Annotated in this window: 17 protein-coding genes; 6 read left to right on the forward strand and 11 right to left on the reverse strand. The window is 71.6% G+C overall.

The window, feature by feature from the left end; all coding sequences use genetic code 11:
* Positions 1-85: 85 nt before the first annotated feature.
* From AC5P1C_RS10695 to amaB, 3 genes are read left to right on the forward strand one after another with little or no spacing between them, the layout of a single operon-like run.
* Positions 86-1,285, forward strand: coding sequence for an NAD(P)/FAD-dependent oxidoreductase (locus AC5P1C_RS10695; RefSeq protein WP_493865491.1), 1,200 nt, complete (start codon positions 86-88; stop codon positions 1,283-1,285).
* Positions 1,286-1,325: 40 nt separating this feature from the next.
* The gene (hglS, locus tag AC5P1C_RS10700; protein WP_493865492.1) at positions 1,326-2,723 is read left to right on the forward strand and encodes a 2-oxoadipate dioxygenase/decarboxylase; all 1,398 of its coding nucleotides are present in this window, start codon (positions 1,326-1,328) and stop codon (positions 2,721-2,723) included.
* 35 nt (positions 2,724-2,758) lie between these two features.
* Positions 2,759-4,291, forward strand: coding sequence for an L-piperidine-6-carboxylate dehydrogenase (amaB, locus tag AC5P1C_RS10705; protein ID WP_493865493.1), 1,533 nt, complete (start codon positions 2,759-2,761; stop codon positions 4,289-4,291).
* Positions 4,292-4,386: 95 nt separating this feature from the next.
* Here the strand turns inward: amaB and AC5P1C_RS10710 are convergent, their stop codons facing one another.
* Complete coding sequence (locus tag AC5P1C_RS10710; protein WP_493865494.1) at positions 4,387-4,512, reverse strand: hypothetical protein; 126 nt, start codon at positions 4,510-4,512, stop codon at positions 4,387-4,389.
* Between the two features lie 381 nt (positions 4,513-4,893).
* Here AC5P1C_RS10710 and AC5P1C_RS10715 point away from each other — a divergent pair, with 381 nt between their 5' ends.
* Positions 4,894-6,246 carry an ABC transporter substrate-binding protein gene (locus tag AC5P1C_RS10715; protein ID WP_493865495.1) on the forward strand — a complete coding sequence of 451 codons (1,353 nt, stop codon included), beginning with the start codon at positions 4,894-4,896 and terminating at the stop codon, positions 6,244-6,246.
* Between the two features lie 24 nt (positions 6,247-6,270).
* Here the strand turns inward: AC5P1C_RS10715 and AC5P1C_RS10720 are convergent, their stop codons facing one another.
* Complete coding sequence (locus AC5P1C_RS10720) at positions 6,271-7,341, reverse strand: endonuclease/exonuclease/phosphatase family protein (RefSeq protein WP_493865496.1); 1,071 nt, start codon at positions 7,339-7,341, stop codon at positions 6,271-6,273.
* Between the two features lie 137 nt (positions 7,342-7,478).
* Between AC5P1C_RS10720 and AC5P1C_RS10725 the strand changes: the two genes are divergently transcribed.
* Complete coding sequence (locus tag AC5P1C_RS10725; RefSeq protein WP_493865497.1) at positions 7,479-7,799, forward strand: cupin domain-containing protein; 321 nt, start codon at positions 7,479-7,481, stop codon at positions 7,797-7,799.
* Positions 7,800-7,825: 26 nt separating this feature from the next.
* Here the strand turns inward: AC5P1C_RS10725 and AC5P1C_RS10730 are convergent, their stop codons facing one another.
* Both AC5P1C_RS10730 and AC5P1C_RS10735 read right to left on the reverse strand, forming a co-directional pair.
* The gene (locus tag AC5P1C_RS10730; RefSeq protein WP_493865498.1) at positions 7,826-8,398 is read right to left on the reverse strand and encodes a cysteine hydrolase family protein; all 573 of its coding nucleotides are present in this window, start codon (positions 8,396-8,398) and stop codon (positions 7,826-7,828) included.
* A gap of 17 nt (positions 8,399-8,415) precedes the next feature.
* Complete coding sequence (locus tag AC5P1C_RS10735) at positions 8,416-8,820, reverse strand: RidA family protein (RefSeq protein WP_493865499.1); 405 nt, start codon at positions 8,818-8,820, stop codon at positions 8,416-8,418.
* A gap of 79 nt (positions 8,821-8,899) precedes the next feature.
* Here AC5P1C_RS10735 and AC5P1C_RS10740 point away from each other — a divergent pair, with 79 nt between their 5' ends.
* Positions 8,900-9,460: a 2'-5' RNA ligase family protein gene (locus tag AC5P1C_RS10740; protein ID WP_493865500.1), complete on the forward strand. Its 561-nt coding sequence runs from the start codon at positions 8,900-8,902 to the stop codon at positions 9,458-9,460.
* 10 nt (positions 9,461-9,470) lie between these two features.
* Here the strand turns inward: AC5P1C_RS10740 and AC5P1C_RS10745 are convergent, their stop codons facing one another.
* From AC5P1C_RS10745 to AC5P1C_RS10775, 7 genes are all read right to left on the reverse strand, one after another.
* Complete coding sequence (locus tag AC5P1C_RS10745) at positions 9,471-10,721, reverse strand: cytochrome P450 family protein (protein WP_493865501.1); 1,251 nt, start codon at positions 10,719-10,721, stop codon at positions 9,471-9,473.
* A gap of 70 nt (positions 10,722-10,791) precedes the next feature.
* Positions 10,792-12,093 carry a cytochrome P450 gene (locus tag AC5P1C_RS10750; protein WP_493865502.1) on the reverse strand — a complete coding sequence of 434 codons (1,302 nt, stop codon included), beginning with the start codon at positions 12,091-12,093 and terminating at the stop codon, positions 10,792-10,794.
* Positions 12,090-12,746 (reverse strand): GTP-binding protein, encoded by a 657-nt coding sequence (locus AC5P1C_RS10755; RefSeq protein WP_493865503.1) that lies wholly within the window; start codon positions 12,744-12,746, stop codon positions 12,090-12,092. The genes AC5P1C_RS10750 and AC5P1C_RS10755 overlap by 4 nt, the downstream gene beginning before the upstream one ends.
* On the reverse strand, positions 12,724-13,086 hold the full coding sequence (locus AC5P1C_RS10760) for a DUF742 domain-containing protein (RefSeq protein ID WP_493865504.1): 363 nt from the start codon (positions 13,084-13,086) through the stop codon (positions 12,724-12,726). The genes AC5P1C_RS10755 and AC5P1C_RS10760 overlap by 23 nt, the downstream gene beginning before the upstream one ends.
* Positions 13,083-13,529: a roadblock/LC7 domain-containing protein gene (locus AC5P1C_RS10765; RefSeq protein ID WP_493865505.1), complete on the reverse strand. Its 447-nt coding sequence runs from the start codon at positions 13,527-13,529 to the stop codon at positions 13,083-13,085. The genes AC5P1C_RS10760 and AC5P1C_RS10765 overlap by 4 nt, the downstream gene beginning before the upstream one ends.
* Positions 13,526-15,091 carry an ATP-binding protein gene (locus AC5P1C_RS10770; protein WP_493865506.1) on the reverse strand — a complete coding sequence of 522 codons (1,566 nt, stop codon included), beginning with the start codon at positions 15,089-15,091 and terminating at the stop codon, positions 13,526-13,528. Before AC5P1C_RS10770 ends, AC5P1C_RS10765 begins: the two co-directional genes overlap by 4 nt.
* Positions 15,092-15,367: 276 nt before the next feature.
* Positions 15,368-16,033 (reverse strand): M15 family metallopeptidase, encoded by a 666-nt coding sequence (locus tag AC5P1C_RS10775; protein ID WP_493865507.1) that lies wholly within the window; start codon positions 16,031-16,033, stop codon positions 15,368-15,370.
* Positions 16,034-16,161 lie beyond the last annotated feature (128 nt).

Genomic DNA, 16,161 nt, shown 5'->3' on the forward strand with positions numbered 1-16,161 from the left:
CGTACTGACGGCCATGCCCCGCCCGGGAACTGACGCCTTCTCAGGCCGTCGCCCCGGGCGCCGGCCTCTGGAAGGGATCGGCAACTTGTCCTCCTCGTCGCGTCCGTCCACCGCTTCCTCCCCCGTGTTCCATGCCCTTCCTCGGACCGCCGATGTCGTGATCGTCGGCGGGGGCGTGATGGGGGCCTCCATCGCCTTCCACCTCGCCGAGGCCGACGTGCGCGACATCGTCGTCGTCGAACGCGGCGAACTCGCCTGCGGCAGCTCCGGCAAACCGATCGGCGGCGTGCGCGCCCACTTCTCCGACCCGCTCAACATCGAGCTCGGGCAGCGCAGTCTGCGCGCCTTCCGGGATTTCGAGCACCGGCCCGGCGCCGGCATCCGCCTGGACACCGTGGGCTATCTCTTCCTGCTCACCAGCGATCGGCAGGCCGCCGAGTTCACCGAGAGCGTGCGCCTCCAGAACAGCCTGGGCGTGCCAAGCCGCATGGTCGACGCCGACGAGGCCCGGCGCCTGTGCCCGTATGTGAGCGCCGACGGCCTCGTGGCCGCCGTCCACTCCCCCACCGACGGACACGCACGCCCCGGCCTGGTCGTGCACGGCTACGCCGACGCCGCGGCCGCAGCGGGCGTCCGCTTCGCCACGCACACCCGCGTGACCGGCATGGACACCACCGGCGACCGCGTCAGCGCCGTGCACACCGACCGCGGGGCCATCGCCTGCTCGACCGTGATCTGCACGGCGGGTGCCTGGAGCGGGCCCATAGGCGCCATGGTCGGGGCCGACCTTCCCGTCCGGCCGGTGCGCCGCCAGCTGGCCTTCACCGACAGGCTTTCGCCACGGGCCCCGCGGATCCCCTTCACCATCGACTTCACCTCGTCGGCGTACTTCCACAACAGTGACGACGGGCTGCTGTTCGGCCTCGCCGATCCCCGCCAGCCCGAGGGCTTCGACACCACGTGGACCCCGGAGTGGCTCGACCTGTTCCAGGACGTCGTACGCGACCGCGCCCCCGACCTCGCCGCAATGCCGATCGCCGGCGGGTGGGCGGGCCTGTACGAGGTCACGCCCGACCACAACGCCCTGATCGGCCGCTGCGGCGAACTGCCCAACTTCCTGTACGCCACCGGCTTCTCGGGCCACGGTTTCCTCCAGGCCCCCGCCGTCGGCGAGGTCGTGCGCGACCTGCACCTGGAACGCGAACCGTGCGTCGACATCGCACCGATGAGCGCCGACCGCTTCCGATCCGGAGCCGCGATCCGCCCGGAGGCCCACGTCGTATGACCCCTCTCCCGAACTCGCCCCTTCGAAAGGCAGACCTTCCATGATCAGCCAGTGGCAGCTGCGGGCCGCCTTCGCCGCACGGCTCTCGGAGATGTACGGGCGAGAAGTCCCCGCCTACAACACGCTCGTGGATGTATCACGCGAGGTCAACGAGGACATCCTCCGGGCGCGGGGCGCGGACGCCGAGCGGCTCGGCTCCATCGGCCGGGTCACCGCGGAGCGGCACGGCGCCATCCGCGTGGGCACCCCCGCCGAACTGCGCGACGTCGCCCGGATCTTCGGCGCCCTCGGCATGCGCCCGGTCGGCTTCTACGACCTGCGGGAGGCGGCCGCGAGCGCGGTGCCGGTCGTGTCCACGGCGTTCCGCCCGGTGGACACCGAGGAGTTGGCGCGCAATCCCTTCCGCGTGTTCACCTCGCTGCTCACGCCCGCTGACCCGCGCTTCTTCGATGCCGACCTGCGCTCTCGCCTGGAGGCGTTCCTCGCCGGGCGTGAGCTGTTCCCGCCCGAGTTGCTCACCCTGGCCGACCGGGCCGAGGCGGGACACGAGCTGCCCGATCCCGAGGCCGAGCGCTTCCTCCATCTCGCCGTGCGGGCCTTCGAGTTGTCCTCGGAGCCCATCGACCAGAGCTGGTACGAGGAGCTGGCGAGGGTCTCCGCGGTCGCCGCGGACATCGGCGGTGTCCGCTCCACCCACATCAACCACCTCACCCCGCGCGTCCTGGACATCGACGAGCTCTACCGGCGGATGACCGACCGCGGCATCGAGATGATCGACACCATCCAGGGACCGCCCGGCTGGAAGGGCCCCGACCTGCTGCTGCGCCAGACGTCGTTCCGTGCCCTGGCCGAGCCGCGCGCCCTGCGTCTGGCCGACGGCAGCGTCACCCGCGGCGCCCTGCGGGTGCGGTTCGGCGAGGTCGAGGCCCGCGGCATCGCCCTCACCTCCACGGGCCGCGCGCTCTACGACCGGCTGCTCACCCTCGTCGACGACGAGGCCGCCCGGCGCCCCGCGGCCGACCGCGGCGAACTGGCCCGCGCCCTGTGGTCCGCACACGTCCCCGCCACCGAGCGCGAACTCGCCTCGCGGGAGCTGGCCTACTTCACCTACCGCACCGCACCCGGCCGACCGCACGACGGCACTCGACCACCCGCCACCCTCGCCGAGTTGGAGAGCCGAGGCTGGGTGCACGCCGAACCCGTCGTCTACGAGGATTTCCTGCCGCGCTCCGCCGCCGGGATCTTCCAGTCCAACCTCAGCGGCGAGGGCTCCCGCGACACGGAGCAGGAAGGCGCCGCGTACGACAGCGACTGGCTCTCCGGCGCCATCGGCCGCGAGGTCCTCGACCCGTACGCCCTGTACCAGCACCAGCAGAGCTCCTCGATCACCCGGGTCGGCCGCGAACTGGGCCTCGACCTCGACGGCACGCACCGCTGACCCCTCCCACCCGCACACCTCACCCAGGGAGCACCATGACCGCCACCACCGCCCTGCCCACCACCGACGACCTGCGCGCCCGTGCCCGCACGAGCCTGGCGCGCATCGGCGTAACGGTCCCGGAGGGCAGCGACTTCCGGGCGCGTACGCCCATCACCGGCGAGGACCTGTTCGGCCTGACCGCGGCGACCGCCGCCGACGCCGAGGACGCCGTCGCCGCGGCCGGCGATGCGTTCCGCGCCTGGCGCACCACCCCGGCACCGCGACGGGGTGAACTCGTGCGTCGTCTGGGCGAGTTGCTGCGGGACCACAAGAGCGACCTCGCCGACCTGATCACCGTCGAGGCGGGCAAGATCCGCTCGGAGGCGCTTGGCGAGGTCCAGGAGATGATCGACATCTGTGACTTCGCGGTCGGTCTCTCGCGCCAGCTCTACGGCCGCACCATCGCATCCGAGCGCCCCGGCCACCGGCTCGCCGAGTCCTGGCATCCGCTGGGCGTGGTCGGGGTGATCTCCGCGTTCAACTTCCCGGCCGCGGTGTGGTCGTGGAACACCGCGGTGGCGCTGGCCTGCGGCGACACGGTGGTCTGGAAGCCGTCCGAGCTGACCCCGCTGATCTCGCTGGCCTGCGACCGGCTCCTCGCTCGGGCCGCGGAGGAGGTCGGCGCGCCCCGCGACGTGCACCGTCTCCTGCTCGGCGACCGCACCGTGGGCGAGCACCTGGTCGACGACCCGCGCGTCGCGCTCGTCAGCGCCACCGGCTCCACCCGCATGGGCCGCGAGGTCGGCCCGCGCGTGGCCGCCCGGTTCGGGCGCAGCCTGCTCGAACTAGGCGGCAACAACGCCGCCGTCGTGGCGCCTTCGGCCGACCTCGACCTCGCCGTGCAGGGCATCGTGTTCGCCGCCGCGGGCACGGCAGGCCAGCGCTGCACCACGCTGCGCCGTCTGATCGTCCACCGCGACATCGCCGACACGCTCGTCGCGCGCCTGACGGCCGCGTTCACCAAGCTCCCCATCGGCGACCCGTTCGACGAGGGCACCCTGGTCGGCCCCCTCATCTCGCCCGCCGCCCTCGACGGCATGCAGGACGCGCTCGCCCGCGTACAGGCACAGGGCGGCAAGATCCTGGCGGGCGGCAACCGGCGCCTCGCGGACACGGCTCCGCGGGCCGCGTACGCCGAACCGGTCGTCGTGCGCGTCGACGAACAGAGCGACGTCGTACGTCAGGAGACCTTCGCGCCCATCCTGTACGTCCTCACGTACGACACCCTGGAGGAGGCCATCGCGCTGCACAACGATGTCCCGCAGGGCCTGTCCTCCAGCATCTTCACCCGCGACCAGCAGGAAGCCGAGTTCTTCCTGTCATCCGAGGGCTCCGACTGCGGCATCGCCAACGTCAACATCGGCACGTCCGGCGCCGAGATCGGCGGCGCGTTCGGCGGCGAGAAGGAGACCGGCGGCGGCCGCGAGTCCGGATCGGATGCCTGGCGCGCGTACATGCGTCCGGCGACCAACACCATCAACTACTCCGGCCGCCTCGCCCTCGCCCAGAACGTCAGCTTCCTCTAGACGACGGGCCGGGCGCGCCGGGCGGACAGTGCGGCGCCCTTTGGACTGGGGACACCAAGGGGCGCCGCTGAACGCTGCCGTGGGCCTTGCGGCCCTCAAAGATCGCGGCGGAAAAACTCGACGATCACCGCCCAAAGGGCGCGGCCCGCAAGGGCCGCCGTGATGCGCGTCGCGAGATCCCGACCCACCTCTGTCCGCTTGGACGACTTGCGCTCGGCCATATCTCCTCCTCTCGGTGATGGGGCGCCCGGCCGGCCGCCTGATGACGGCCGACCCCCCGGGCGCCCCTTCCCCCAGCGCGAGGAAGAGACGGGAGCAACATACCTACGGCGGAGGAGGTTCGGAAGGTCGCCGTCGTGCCGTGACGGTGGGCCGTCGCGGTGCGCAACACCGCGCCGCCCAGCACTGCTTGTAGGTCGGAGCCCATCCCGGGATCTCCCCAGAGCAAGTTCGTCAGATGCGTTGACGAACCAACTACCTGCTCCTAGCTTCGAGTCGCACACTTCGTATGTCATATACGAGACGCGGTATGCCATACGCGGTGTACGCAACCCCTGCGTCGGCGTACCCAGAGCCAGAGTTCAGAGGAGAAGAGCCCACCCATGAGTTCCCGCATCCGCAAGGGCCCACGTCGATCCGCCCCAGCAGTGACAGCCCTGTCACTCCTGCTCGGCATCACCGCGACCGCCTGTGGAGACGACGGATCCGGCATCGCGGGCGAGGAGGGCAGCGAGGGCACCGGCAAGGGGACCATCACCTTCTGGGACAACAACACGGCCGTCCGGCGCGGCATTTGGATGGAGATCATCAAGGACTTCGAGAAGAAGTACCCCGACATCAAGGTCGAGTACGTCGGTGTTCCCGCCGAGAACGCCCAGTCGAAGTACGACAACTCCATCCAGGGCGGCGGCCTCCCGGACGTCGGCAGCGTCGGTGCGGCCATGCTCGCCGCGATCGCCGCCCAGGGCGCACTGGAGCCGCTGCAGGACCGGCTGGCCGAGAGTCCGCTGGACGGCGAACTGAGCAAGAGCATGCTGGAGTCGACGACTTCGGCGGGCGGCACGTCGCAGCTGCTCATGGTCCCGACCTCGGCGAACAACGGCGTCCAGTACTACCGGACGGACCTCTTCAAGGCCGCCGGTCTGGACGCGCCGACCACGTGGAGCAAGTTCTACGAAGCGGCACACCGACTCACCGCCAAGGACAAGAACCAGTTCGGCTACACCATCCGCGGCGGCGTGGGGTCGATCGCCCAGGCCCTGGACGCGATGTACGGGCAGAGCGGCATCAAGTCCTTCTGGAACGCCGACGAGACCAGGACGACGGTGAACGACCCGAAGAACGTCGCCGCCCTGGAGAAGTACACGGACCTCTACAAGAAGACGACCCCGGCCGCCGACCTCAACAACAACTTCACGCAGATGGTCGCCCAGTGGGACGGCGGCCGGATCGGCATGCTCAGCCACAACCTGGGCTCCTACCAGGACCACGTGAAGGCACTCGGCACCGGCAAGTTCCGCGGCCTGCCGAACCCGAAGACGGCGGGCGGCAAGCGCGTCCAGGTGTCCAACCCGATCGACGGGCTCTCGATCTTCAAGACCAGCACCAAGAAGAAGGCCGCCTGGAAGTTCATCGAGTTCGCCTCCTCGCACGAGGCGAGCTCCAAGTTCAACGAATCCGCAGGGCTGATCCCGGCCAACAACAAAGCGGTGAAGGACGTCTGGGTGAAGAAGTCCGAGCCGACACGCCTGGCGGCCGAGGCCCTCAACTCCCCTGCCACCACGATCGTTCAGCTGCCGTACTACCTGCCGGACTGGAACACGATCTCCAAGGCCGAGAACGAACCCGCCTTCCAGAAGGTCATGCTCGGGAAGACCAGCGCGCAGGACTTCCTGGACGACCTCGCCGACCAGCTCAACACGGCGCAGGCGGACTGGCAGCGGCAGAACTCCTGATCAGAGGTCCATTCAGAGGTCCATTCAGGGGTCCATGCTGATACCGGCGGCGACGGGCAGGTGGTCGCTGCCGGTGGCGGGCAGCGTCCGGACGTGGGTGACGGTCGCCGCACGGGTCATGACGTGGTCGATCCGGGACACGGGGAAGGCCGTGGGCCAGCTGAACGCGAAGTCCCCTACCACCGAGTCCAGTTGCGCGATGACCGGGTCAAGGCCCCGGTCGTCCACCGTGCTGTTGAGGTCGCCCAGCAGGATCACCCGGTCCAGGTTCTCGGCGGCCAGCTCCTCGCCCAGCAGGGCGGCGCTCTCGTCCCGCCGCCCGGAACTGAAGCCGTTCCCCTGCACGCGGACCGAGGGCAGGTGGGCGACGTACACCGCGACGTCGCCCCATGGCGTTCGGGCCTGCGCCCGCATCCCGCGGTTCCAGTCCTTCCCGACCCCCTCCGGCCTGATGTCCACCGCCCGGACGTCCGTGAGCGGATGCTTCGACCAGAGTCCGACGGTGCCCCGCACGGCCCGGTAGGGATAGCGCGGCGACAGTTCCCTCTCATACGCCGGGAGCGCGGAGGGCGTCAGTTCCTCCAGGGCGATGAGGTCCGGCCCGGCGTCGAGCAGGGCGCGGGCGGTGCCCGCGGGGTCCGCGTTCACGTCGCTGACGTTGTGCTGGACGGCCGTCATGTCGTGGGCGCGGGTGTCCCCGACCCCCATCCGCCCGCCGAAGGTAGCGCCCCAGACGGCGGCGGGCAGCAGCAGAGCCACGAGCGCGAGGGCCGAGCGGCGCAGCAGGGCCAGGGCCAGCAGCAGGGGAACCGCCAGGCCGAGCCAGGGCAGGAAGGTCTCCAGGAGACTGCCGAAGCGGCCCACGGTGTTGGGCACGGCGGAGTGGAAAGCCAGCAGTCCCGCGGTCAGCACGGCGAGCGCGGCCAGAACCCGGCCCCGCGCCCAGGGAGAGCGGCCCGCCGCGTCCGCGCCCCACCGCAGCCGGTCACCGCGCCGCCGCAGCCACCGCCGCGGTCCCTCGGTCCGCGTCCGCGGCACCGCCATGCTGTCCACCCGCTCCACCCGGTTCCCCCATCGCCTCCGCTCCCCGGCCATGAGCGCAACGTGCCCGGTAGGACGCCACCATCGGGTGATCAGGTTCCGCTCGCCGGATGCGGCCCGCGCGGGCAGCGGGAACACTGGGAGACGCATGCCCGCACACGCCCACACGCTCTCCGTCGAAGGGACACACCGTGGCCGATCTCTACGCGCTGGTCGGAGAGCACCTCGAGAAGGCCCGCACCGCCGCGCACGGACGCAGCGCCGAGCTGCTCCTGCACGACGGTCCGCTGCGGCAGAGCCTCATCGTGCTCATCACCGGACACGAGCTGGGTGAGCACGAGGCGCCGACGGCCGCGACCCTGTTCGTCCTGCGCGGGCGGGTCCAGCTCACCACGGCGAGCGACACGCTCGAGCTGGGCGAGGGCGAGTTCGCGCCGGTCCCGCACGAGCGCCACGGCCTGACCGCGCTTGACGACTCGGCCGTCGTCCTGACGGCCGTCACCGAGGTCTGAGCGGGAAGAGCTCTGGGCAAAAGGCGCTACCGCGGGGCGACAGCCTTGAGCCACTCCTCCACGGGGACGACCTCCGCCCACTGCGGGAACAGCTTCTCGGTCAGGAGCGCGTGCACTTCGGGGTCCAGGTCGAGGCAGCCGTCCGACAGGACGGTGAGACCGAGATCCCGGTCGTTCGCGTGACACGCGGTGTGCAGTACTACGCCGCTGGTGGCGATGCCGGTGAGAACCAGTCTTGTGATGTCGCGCGCCCTGAGCACCAGGTCGAGGTCGCTGCCCGAGAACGCGCTCCCGCGCCGCTTGGTGACCACGACGTCGCCCGGCAGGGGCGCGATGTCCGGGTGGATCTCGGTGCCGGGCTCGCCCTCGGTGTGCAGGCCCGCCCGTACGACGGCCGTGAGCGCCTTGTTGCGGATGCTCACGCTCTCGGCGCCCGGCCGCAACGCGATGGCCACGTAGATCACAGGGATGTCCGCCGCGCGGGCGCCGTCGATCGCCCGGCGCAGGCGCGGCAGATATCCCGAGCCGTCGTCGGCGAGGTCGACGATCTCGCGCTGGACGTCCATCACGAGCAGGGCACTGTTCTCGCTGTTCGCCATGGCTTTCGTCCCTTCGTTCACGGCCGCACCGCCACGGCGTCCACCTCGAACCGCATCCCCGGGAGCGCGAGAGCCGCCACGCCGCTGAGCGTCTGCGCCGGGAGCCGTTCGCTGAAGCGGGCGTGCAGCGCCTTGCCCAGGACCTCCAGCTTGTCCCGGTCGTGATCGACGATGAAGGTGCCGAGCCGGACCACGTGCTCGTATCCGAGACCGACACCCTCCAGGGCCGACCGCAACCTGTCGAAGGCCAGGTCCACCTGGGCGGCGAAGGCGCCGGGCACAGGGGCACCGGTGGTGTCGGAGGCGTACTGGCCGCCGATGAAGACGAGTTCGCCGGGGGCCGACGCGGCGTGGCTGTAGCCGAATGGATGCGGGTCGTGGAGAGTGCCCGGGTCGGTGATCGTGCGCCGATCGGTCGTCATGTCTCGTCGAACATCCGGCGGGGGCCCGGCCATTCCGCGGGTGCGGAACTGTTCCCCGCCCCTGAGATCATGGCCGGTGATGAACGCCGACGAAGAGTGCACCGAGCGCGAGCCCGCGGTGGAGGGGTGGCCGGACGTACCGGGTGACACCGCGCTCACCATCAAGGTCCCCGAAGCCGACCCGCTGGTCCGAGCGGGGTTCCCGGCCCACGTGACCGTGCTCTACCCCTTCGTGCACGAGAGCCGCCTCGACGCCGTGGACCACCGCGAACTGTCGGCTCTCTTCGCCGCGCACGACGCCTTCGACCTGACCTTCGCCGAGTTCGCCCGCTATCCCGGCGTGCTCTACCTCGACCCGTGGCCGCACGCCCCGGTCACGGCCCTGGCCAAGTGCCTCACCCGACGCTGGCCCGATGCGGTGCCCTACCGGGGGATATTCGACCCCCCGCTCGCCCCGCATCTGACCGTCGCGAACAGTGAGGGCCCCGCGACCCAGGACGCCGCGTACGACGCGTTGCAGGCCGAGCTGGCGCCCCTCCTGCCACTGAACTGTCGCGTCCGCGCCGTCCACCTCATCGTCCGGGACGGCACACGCTGGCAGGACCGCGCCGAGTACCCGCTCGGTCGGCCGGTCGGCTGAGGCCGCCGCGTCAGCGCAGGCGCACGGGGAGCTTCTGCACGCTGTTGCCGACGAAGGAAGCGTGCCGGGGCAGCTCGGGCTCCGGGACCGCCAGGTCCAGGTCGGGGAAACGGCCGAACAACTGCTCCAGGGCGATGGTGGCCTCCATGCGGGCCAGGGGGGCGCCCATGCAGAAGTGTGCGCCGTGGCCCAGGGACAGGTGCCGGGTGGTGGCGTTGTCGCGGGTGATGTCGAAGCGGTCGGCGTCGGGGCCGTGGGCCTGTTTGTCGCGGCCCGCCGCGGAGTATCCGGCCAGTACGGGGGTGCCCTGGGGGATGACGGTGCCGTCGAGCGTGAGGTCACGGGTCGGGTACCGGAAGGGGAAGTAGCTGACGGGGCTGTCCCAGCGCAGGGTCTCTTCCACCACGTCCGCCCAGCTGACCTTGCCGGTCTGGGCCAGGGCGAGCTGCTCGCGATGGGTGCACAGGGCGCGTACGGCATTGGTGATCAGATTGAGCGTGGTCTCGTGCCCGGCGATGATCGTGAGCATCAGGGTGCCCAGGAGCTCATGCGGGCTCAGCCGGTCGCCGTTCTCCTCCCGGGCCGCGATCAGGGCGGTGGTGAGGTCGTCTCCCGGGTTCTCGGCGCGCGACGCGGCGACCGCGCCGAGGACTGCCACCATCTCCTTGTTGGCCGCCATCGCCTCCGCGGGGCCGATGTCGGTGGCGACGATCTGGTTCGACAGGTGGTGGAGGCGGTCGTGGTACTCGGCGTCCACGCCCAGGAGTTCGCAGATGACGCCCATCGGCAGCGGCAGCGCGAAATGCTTCCGCAGGTCCGCGACGCCGTCACCCTCGGCGGCGGCCCGGTCCAGGTTTTCGAGCAGCTGGGTCGTCAGGGCCGTGATCCGCGGCTGGAGCTCCGCCACCCGGCGCGCGGTGAACGCCTTGCCCATCAGGGAGCGCAGCCTGCGGTGGTCGGTACCGTCGGCAGTGGTCATGCCCTGCACCGTCGCGAACGTCTTCAGCGGCCAGCCGTCGGCTATCTCGCCCGCCTGCAGCGCGGCGAAGTGCTGGGCGTTCTTGGCGACATCGGGGTGCGCGAGGAACTCCTTGAGCGCGTCGTGGCCGAGGACCGCCATGCCCTGTACGTCACCGGGCAGGACCACCGGGGCGACGGCGCCGCGGGCGAGGAGCCGGGCGTTGTCCGCGTGCGGGCAGCCGCCGGCCGGGTCGAAGCGGTGCGGCTGGTCGGCTGCGGTGTTCTCCGGTGACGTGTTCAACGGGCTCTCCTGGTCGCGGGGCGGGACGGCTGCGGTCTGGGCGCGGTGCGGGGGCTTGCGGTGTGTCCGGTCACTGCACGGTCTTGTGGTCCGGCAAAGCGCCGGGATGCTGGGCGAGGACGGGGGCGGTGAAACGGACCGGGAGCGCGGCGAGCCCCCTGCTCCAGGGTGACTTGATCCACTCCAACTCGCTCTGCGGTATGGCCAGTTCGAGGTCGGGCAGCCGGTGGCGGATCGTGTCCACGGCGGTACGGGTGATGAGCCGGGCGGGGTCCTGGGCGGGGCAGATGTGCGGGCCCGCGCCGAAGGCCAGGTGCGAGCGGTTGCCCACCACCGGTACGCCGTCGTCCGGGAGGATCTGCGGATCGGCGTTGGCCCCGGCCAGACCGAGGATGAGCATGTCGCCGGTGCGGATGCTCTGACCGCCGAAGGTCATGTCGCGGGTGGCGTAGCGGGCGGGGAAGTTCTGTGTGGGCGGGAAGCGCCACAGGACCAGGTCGAGTGCGTCGTCGACGCTGAGATGGCCGCCGGTCAGCGAGGAGCGGAACTGCGGGTCGCACAGCAGGATGCGCAGGGTGGTGGCGATCCAGTTGACCGTGGTCTGGTTGCCCGCGACGAACATGACGACGAGGTTGTGCAGGACCTCTTCGTCGGTGAGCCGGGCCGGGTGGTGCAACAGGGCCGAGGTGATGTCGTTGCCGCGGCGGCGCCGCTTCTCCTCGATCAACTGGAGCAGGATCGCGCCCATGCGCTTGCTGGCGTCGGCGGAGTCGGCGGTGGCGGCGACCGTTCCCGCGACGGCCTCCACCAGGTGACGGCCGGTCTGTTCGTCCACGCCGAGCAGCGCGGTGATGACGCGCATCGGCAGCTTGCGCGCGTAGTCGGCCACCAGGTCGGCCTCGCTGCGCTCCGCGAACGACACGATCACCTGCTCGGCCGCGGCCCGCACGGAGCGGCGCAGTTCGTGGCCGTTGATGCCGGCAAGGGCGGCGGAGACGGCGGCGCGCATCCTGCGGTGCTGCTGTCCGTCGGCGAACAGCAGGGCGGGCCGCCAGCCGACCATGGGCAGGATGGGCGAGTCGGCGGGCACCCGGCCCTCCCTGAGCAGGCTCCAGCGGCGTGGATCGTGCGAGAAGTCCTGCTCGTCGCGGGTCAGTTGGAGCAGTTCACGGTGGCCGATGACGAGCCAGGCGTCGACGCCGGGAGCGATGGCGACGGGCGCCACCGGTCCATGGGCGCCACGCAGCCGCTCGTACAGGGCGGGCAACGCGTCGCCGTCGAGATCGGGGCCGTACAGCGCGGTCACCGGCGCCGCGGTTCCGGTGACGGGGCAGCGTGCGGGCGGCCCGGATGCGGCGTGGGGCGAGGTCATGGGGTCTCCGTGGCGACATCGATGAGGTGGCTGACGAGGGCGATGAGCGCCCGGACCGAGGACGCGGGGTCGCGTGCGTCGCAGGTCACCACGGGGGTCTCGGGGAGCAGGTCGAGGGCCGCGCGCAGCTCGTCCGCGCTGTGCCGGGGGCTGCCGGGAAAGACGTTGACGGCCACCGCGAAGGGCAGTCCTAGCTCCTCCAGGTTGCCCAGCGCGTCGAAGGACGCCTCCAGGTCACGCGTGTCCACCAGGGCCAGGGCGCCGAGCGAGCCCTTGGCCAGATCCCGCCACGCGGGCAGGAACCGCTGTTGGCCGGGGGTGCCGAACAGGTAGAGCACCAGCTCCCCGTCGATGGTCATCCGGCCGAAGTCGAGGGCCACGGTGGTGGTCGTCTTGCCGCCCGGCACGACGGTGTCGACCCGGGCTCCCGCCTGGGTCATGACGGCTTCGGTGGACAGGGGTTTGATCTCCGAGACGGTGCCGATCAGGGTGGTCTTGCCGACCCCCAGCGGTCCGACGACCAGGATCTTGGCGGCGCCCGCGACGCTGGAGGTGAGGTACTTCCCGGATCCGGGCCCGGTCTCCGCAGCGGCGCCGGGTCCGGATGGCCGCGCGGCCCGGGACGGCGCGTCAGAGGCGGCTTTCGAGACCATGGAGGACCTTTCTGAGCATGGTCACATCGGTGTGTTCGGCCGGCGGCACGGGCGGTCGGGTCACGATGAGCCCCCATTCGAGGAGATCGCAGAGCAACACCTGTACGACCGAGGGGGGCTGGCCGATGTGGGCAGCCACCTCGGCCACCGAGAGGAGTCCCTGGCAGTGCGCCAGGATGGTCTGGTGCTCGGGCTGGAGCGAGGCGGGGAACGCCGCGTCCGTCGCCATCACCAGGGACTCCCAGGCCAGCGCCTCCGTGTCGGACGCCGCACGCCCGCGAGTGATCACGTACGGGCGGATCGCCGAGGCGGTGGGCTCCTCCGGCCGCGCGTCCGTCATGACGCCGTGGCGGCCGGATCCCGCGGCTGACTGCTCAGGTGCGAGCCGATCTTCACCACGAGCAACTGCATCTGCTGGGCCACCAGGCCGACGTCCGCGTCCAGGTCGGTGGCGACCCCCAGGTGCGCACCCACACCGGCGTGCGTGAACAGTACGAACCCGTGGTCGGACTCCAGCATCAACTGCCGTACGCCGGTGGCGGACCCGAACAGCAGCGCGGTCGTGGACCGGCCCGTCATGGTCATCGCCGCGCAGGCCGCGGAGAGGGACTCGGCCTCGGCGACGCTCAGGTCGGACACCGGCCCGGAGAGGTTCTCCGCGGAGGCGTGCCCGAGCCGCAGCCCGTCCTCGGAGACCACCACGCTGTGCCGGACCCCGGGGATCTCGATCAGCGGGCGGAGCATCCAGCCCAGGTCGGGAAGGGGGGTGATGATTCCGGTCACTGCCGGCCTCCGTCATGCTCGTCAGGGGTGGGGGGTTGTGGCGGTGTCCCGGTCGGCGATGGCCCGGCCGACCGGTTCGCCTCCCGCGCCGCGGCCTGCTCGGCGTCGAGGGCCGCGCGGCCACGCAGCGAACCGGACACCACGCTGGCGATCGACGCACGCGCCGCCTCCGGCGTCCAGGGGGCCGCGGGTGCGGCGGCGGGCGCCTGCCGTTGCTCGGGACCCGGGCGGCGGGCCACGTCCGGGGCCGCTTGGCGCCGGTTGCGCCGCCGGGGCAGACCGACCGCTGTCTCGCTCGCGGGTGCCGTACCGCGTGCGGTGCGGACGGGCAACTCCGTCTGCTCGGCGGGGTCGTGCTGTTCGTGCACGTGGGCGGCACCGGGTTCCTGTGGTTCGCCCGGGGCCGACGTCTGCGGCGCGGGAACGGCCGCGGGCTCGGGCCCGGCTGCCTGCTGCGGCGCGGTCGTCCTGGCGTTCGCCCGATGGGATCCCGTGAGGTGCGCGGGGGGTTCGGTCAGCAGCCGGAACGGAACGAACGTCACCGCGCGCGTGCCGCCGTAGGCCGAGGCCCCGCTCAGCTCCACGTTGAAGCCGAGCTCCCGGCTCCAGCGGCCCACGCAGGCCAGGCCGAGCCGGGGCACCGCGCCCAGACGCGCCAGGTCCTGGTCGTCGCGGAGCTGGCCCATCGCCCGGTGCAGCACGTCCGGCGGCATGCCGAGCCCCGCGTCGTCGATCTCCAGGACCGCTCCGGCGCCCACCTCACGGATGGTGACGACGACTTGGGAGCGCGACGGCGAGAACACCGTGGCGTTCTCCAGGAGTTCGGCGATGGCGTGCATCAGGCCCTCCACCGCGGGCGGCACCGCGTAGAGGGTCTGTCCACCGTGCACCTCGATCCGGCTGTACTCCACGATGCGCGACTGTGCGCCGCGTACGCAGTCGTACAGCGAGACCGGCCGGGTCTCCCTGCGGGCGGGCCAGATCCCGCACATCACCAGGAGCGTCTGCGCCTTGCGGGTCATCTGGGCAGCCGCGTGGTCGGCCTTCATCACCTCGCCCATGAGGTGCGGGTCGTCGATGGAACGCTCGACCCGGTCGAGCACCTGCTGCTGCACCGTGGCCATCGCGTGCATGGTGCGCGCGACGGACTCGAAGGCAGCCTGCACCGAGTCCCGCAGGCCCCGCTCGCGGCGTACCGCCTCGTCCGATCCCAGCGCGACGGTCACGGCGGACAAGGCCCGCGCGAACTCCTCGCCGGTCTCCCCCGGCGCCGCCAACGGCCCCGGCACACCCTCCAGTCGCTGCCCGGCCCGCACTCGCTCCGCGATCGCCGGGAGCCGCACGCCTGCGAGGTGCGCCACCTCGGCTCCCCGGGCCGCGGCGAGCCGCTCCTGGCGGGCACGGTCGGCCCGCTCGGCGGACAGCTGCCGGACCAGTACGAGCACCCAGGCGAGCAGCAGCACCGCGACCGCGGCGCAGCCGCCCGCCAGGACCTGGCGCCACTCGGCCGCCGCGTCGAGGGCGGCGAGCACCGCCCCTGCGATCGCAAGGACAACGGCCATCAGCCAGACCACGGCCTCCCGGCCCACTGACCCGCGCTTGAGACGACTCACCATGGCGCACGTGCCCCGGCGATCGCGCACACCTTCACCACAACGAACAAACCCTCCCCGTAATCTCCGAACTCCCTTACGAACGGGGAGCGTGGTGATCTTAGGTCAACCGGGGAATTTTGGCTGGCCGTTGAGGAAGCCGACCTTCCAGGACACGGGCGCTCTTCGGCGCTCGGCCGAAATCGCGACGCGGCAAGGGGATACGGCGTCGCGGGCCGGCGGGCCTCAGTTCGCCGACGTGTCCAGCGTCATCGGACCGTACCGCGCTGCGGAGGCCTCGGTCGTCAGGGCCCAGTAGCGGTCGCCGTAGGACCAGTGCCACCACTCCGTGGGGTAGTTGACCAGGCCGGCCGTGGCCAGGGCCGCGGTGAGGGTGCGGCGGTTGCGGCGGGCGGTCGGTGAGATGTGGTCGCTGTCCATGTAGCAGGCGCCGTCGCTCTCCTCCGGGCTGGCGTTCACGGGTGTGCCGAGGTCCAGTTCGGTGCCGGAGGCCGTGCACAGGGTGAGGTCGACCGCCGCGCCCGCGACGTGCGGGCCCACCTCGGGCGGCGAGAGGGAACGGCTCGTCTGATTCTGGAGATAGTCGTCCGACCAGTCGGGGTTGGCCTTCCGCAACTCGGCGGCGTACTCCTCGAAGTACTGGATCTGGAGCGCCAGTGGGCGGTACCCCTCGGTGACCAGGAGGCGCAGCCCCTCGGGCAACAGCCGGGCGGCGCGGGCCAGGCGCCAGGCGACGCCCTCCCGCAGCTGGGCGTAGGCACCCGCGGCGTCGGCGAGGCGTTCGTCGACATCCACGAAGGGCAGTTGGCGCAGGTCGACGAGGGCTTCCCCGCATTCGTGGACCGGTATGCCGACGACTCTGGGGTCGTTCATGAGGATGATCGGCGACATGTCTGCCCCTTCGTGGCGACGGTGGCGGGCACAGCTCCGGGGGCGGGCTGCCGCCCGCCCCCGGAGTCCCCTCCGTGCCCTGGCAGCAGGGGCTCTACGCGACGAGCGGCCCACACGACCGACGGTGC

The sequence above is a fragment of the Streptomyces sp. A18 genome (assembly GCF_059026065.1).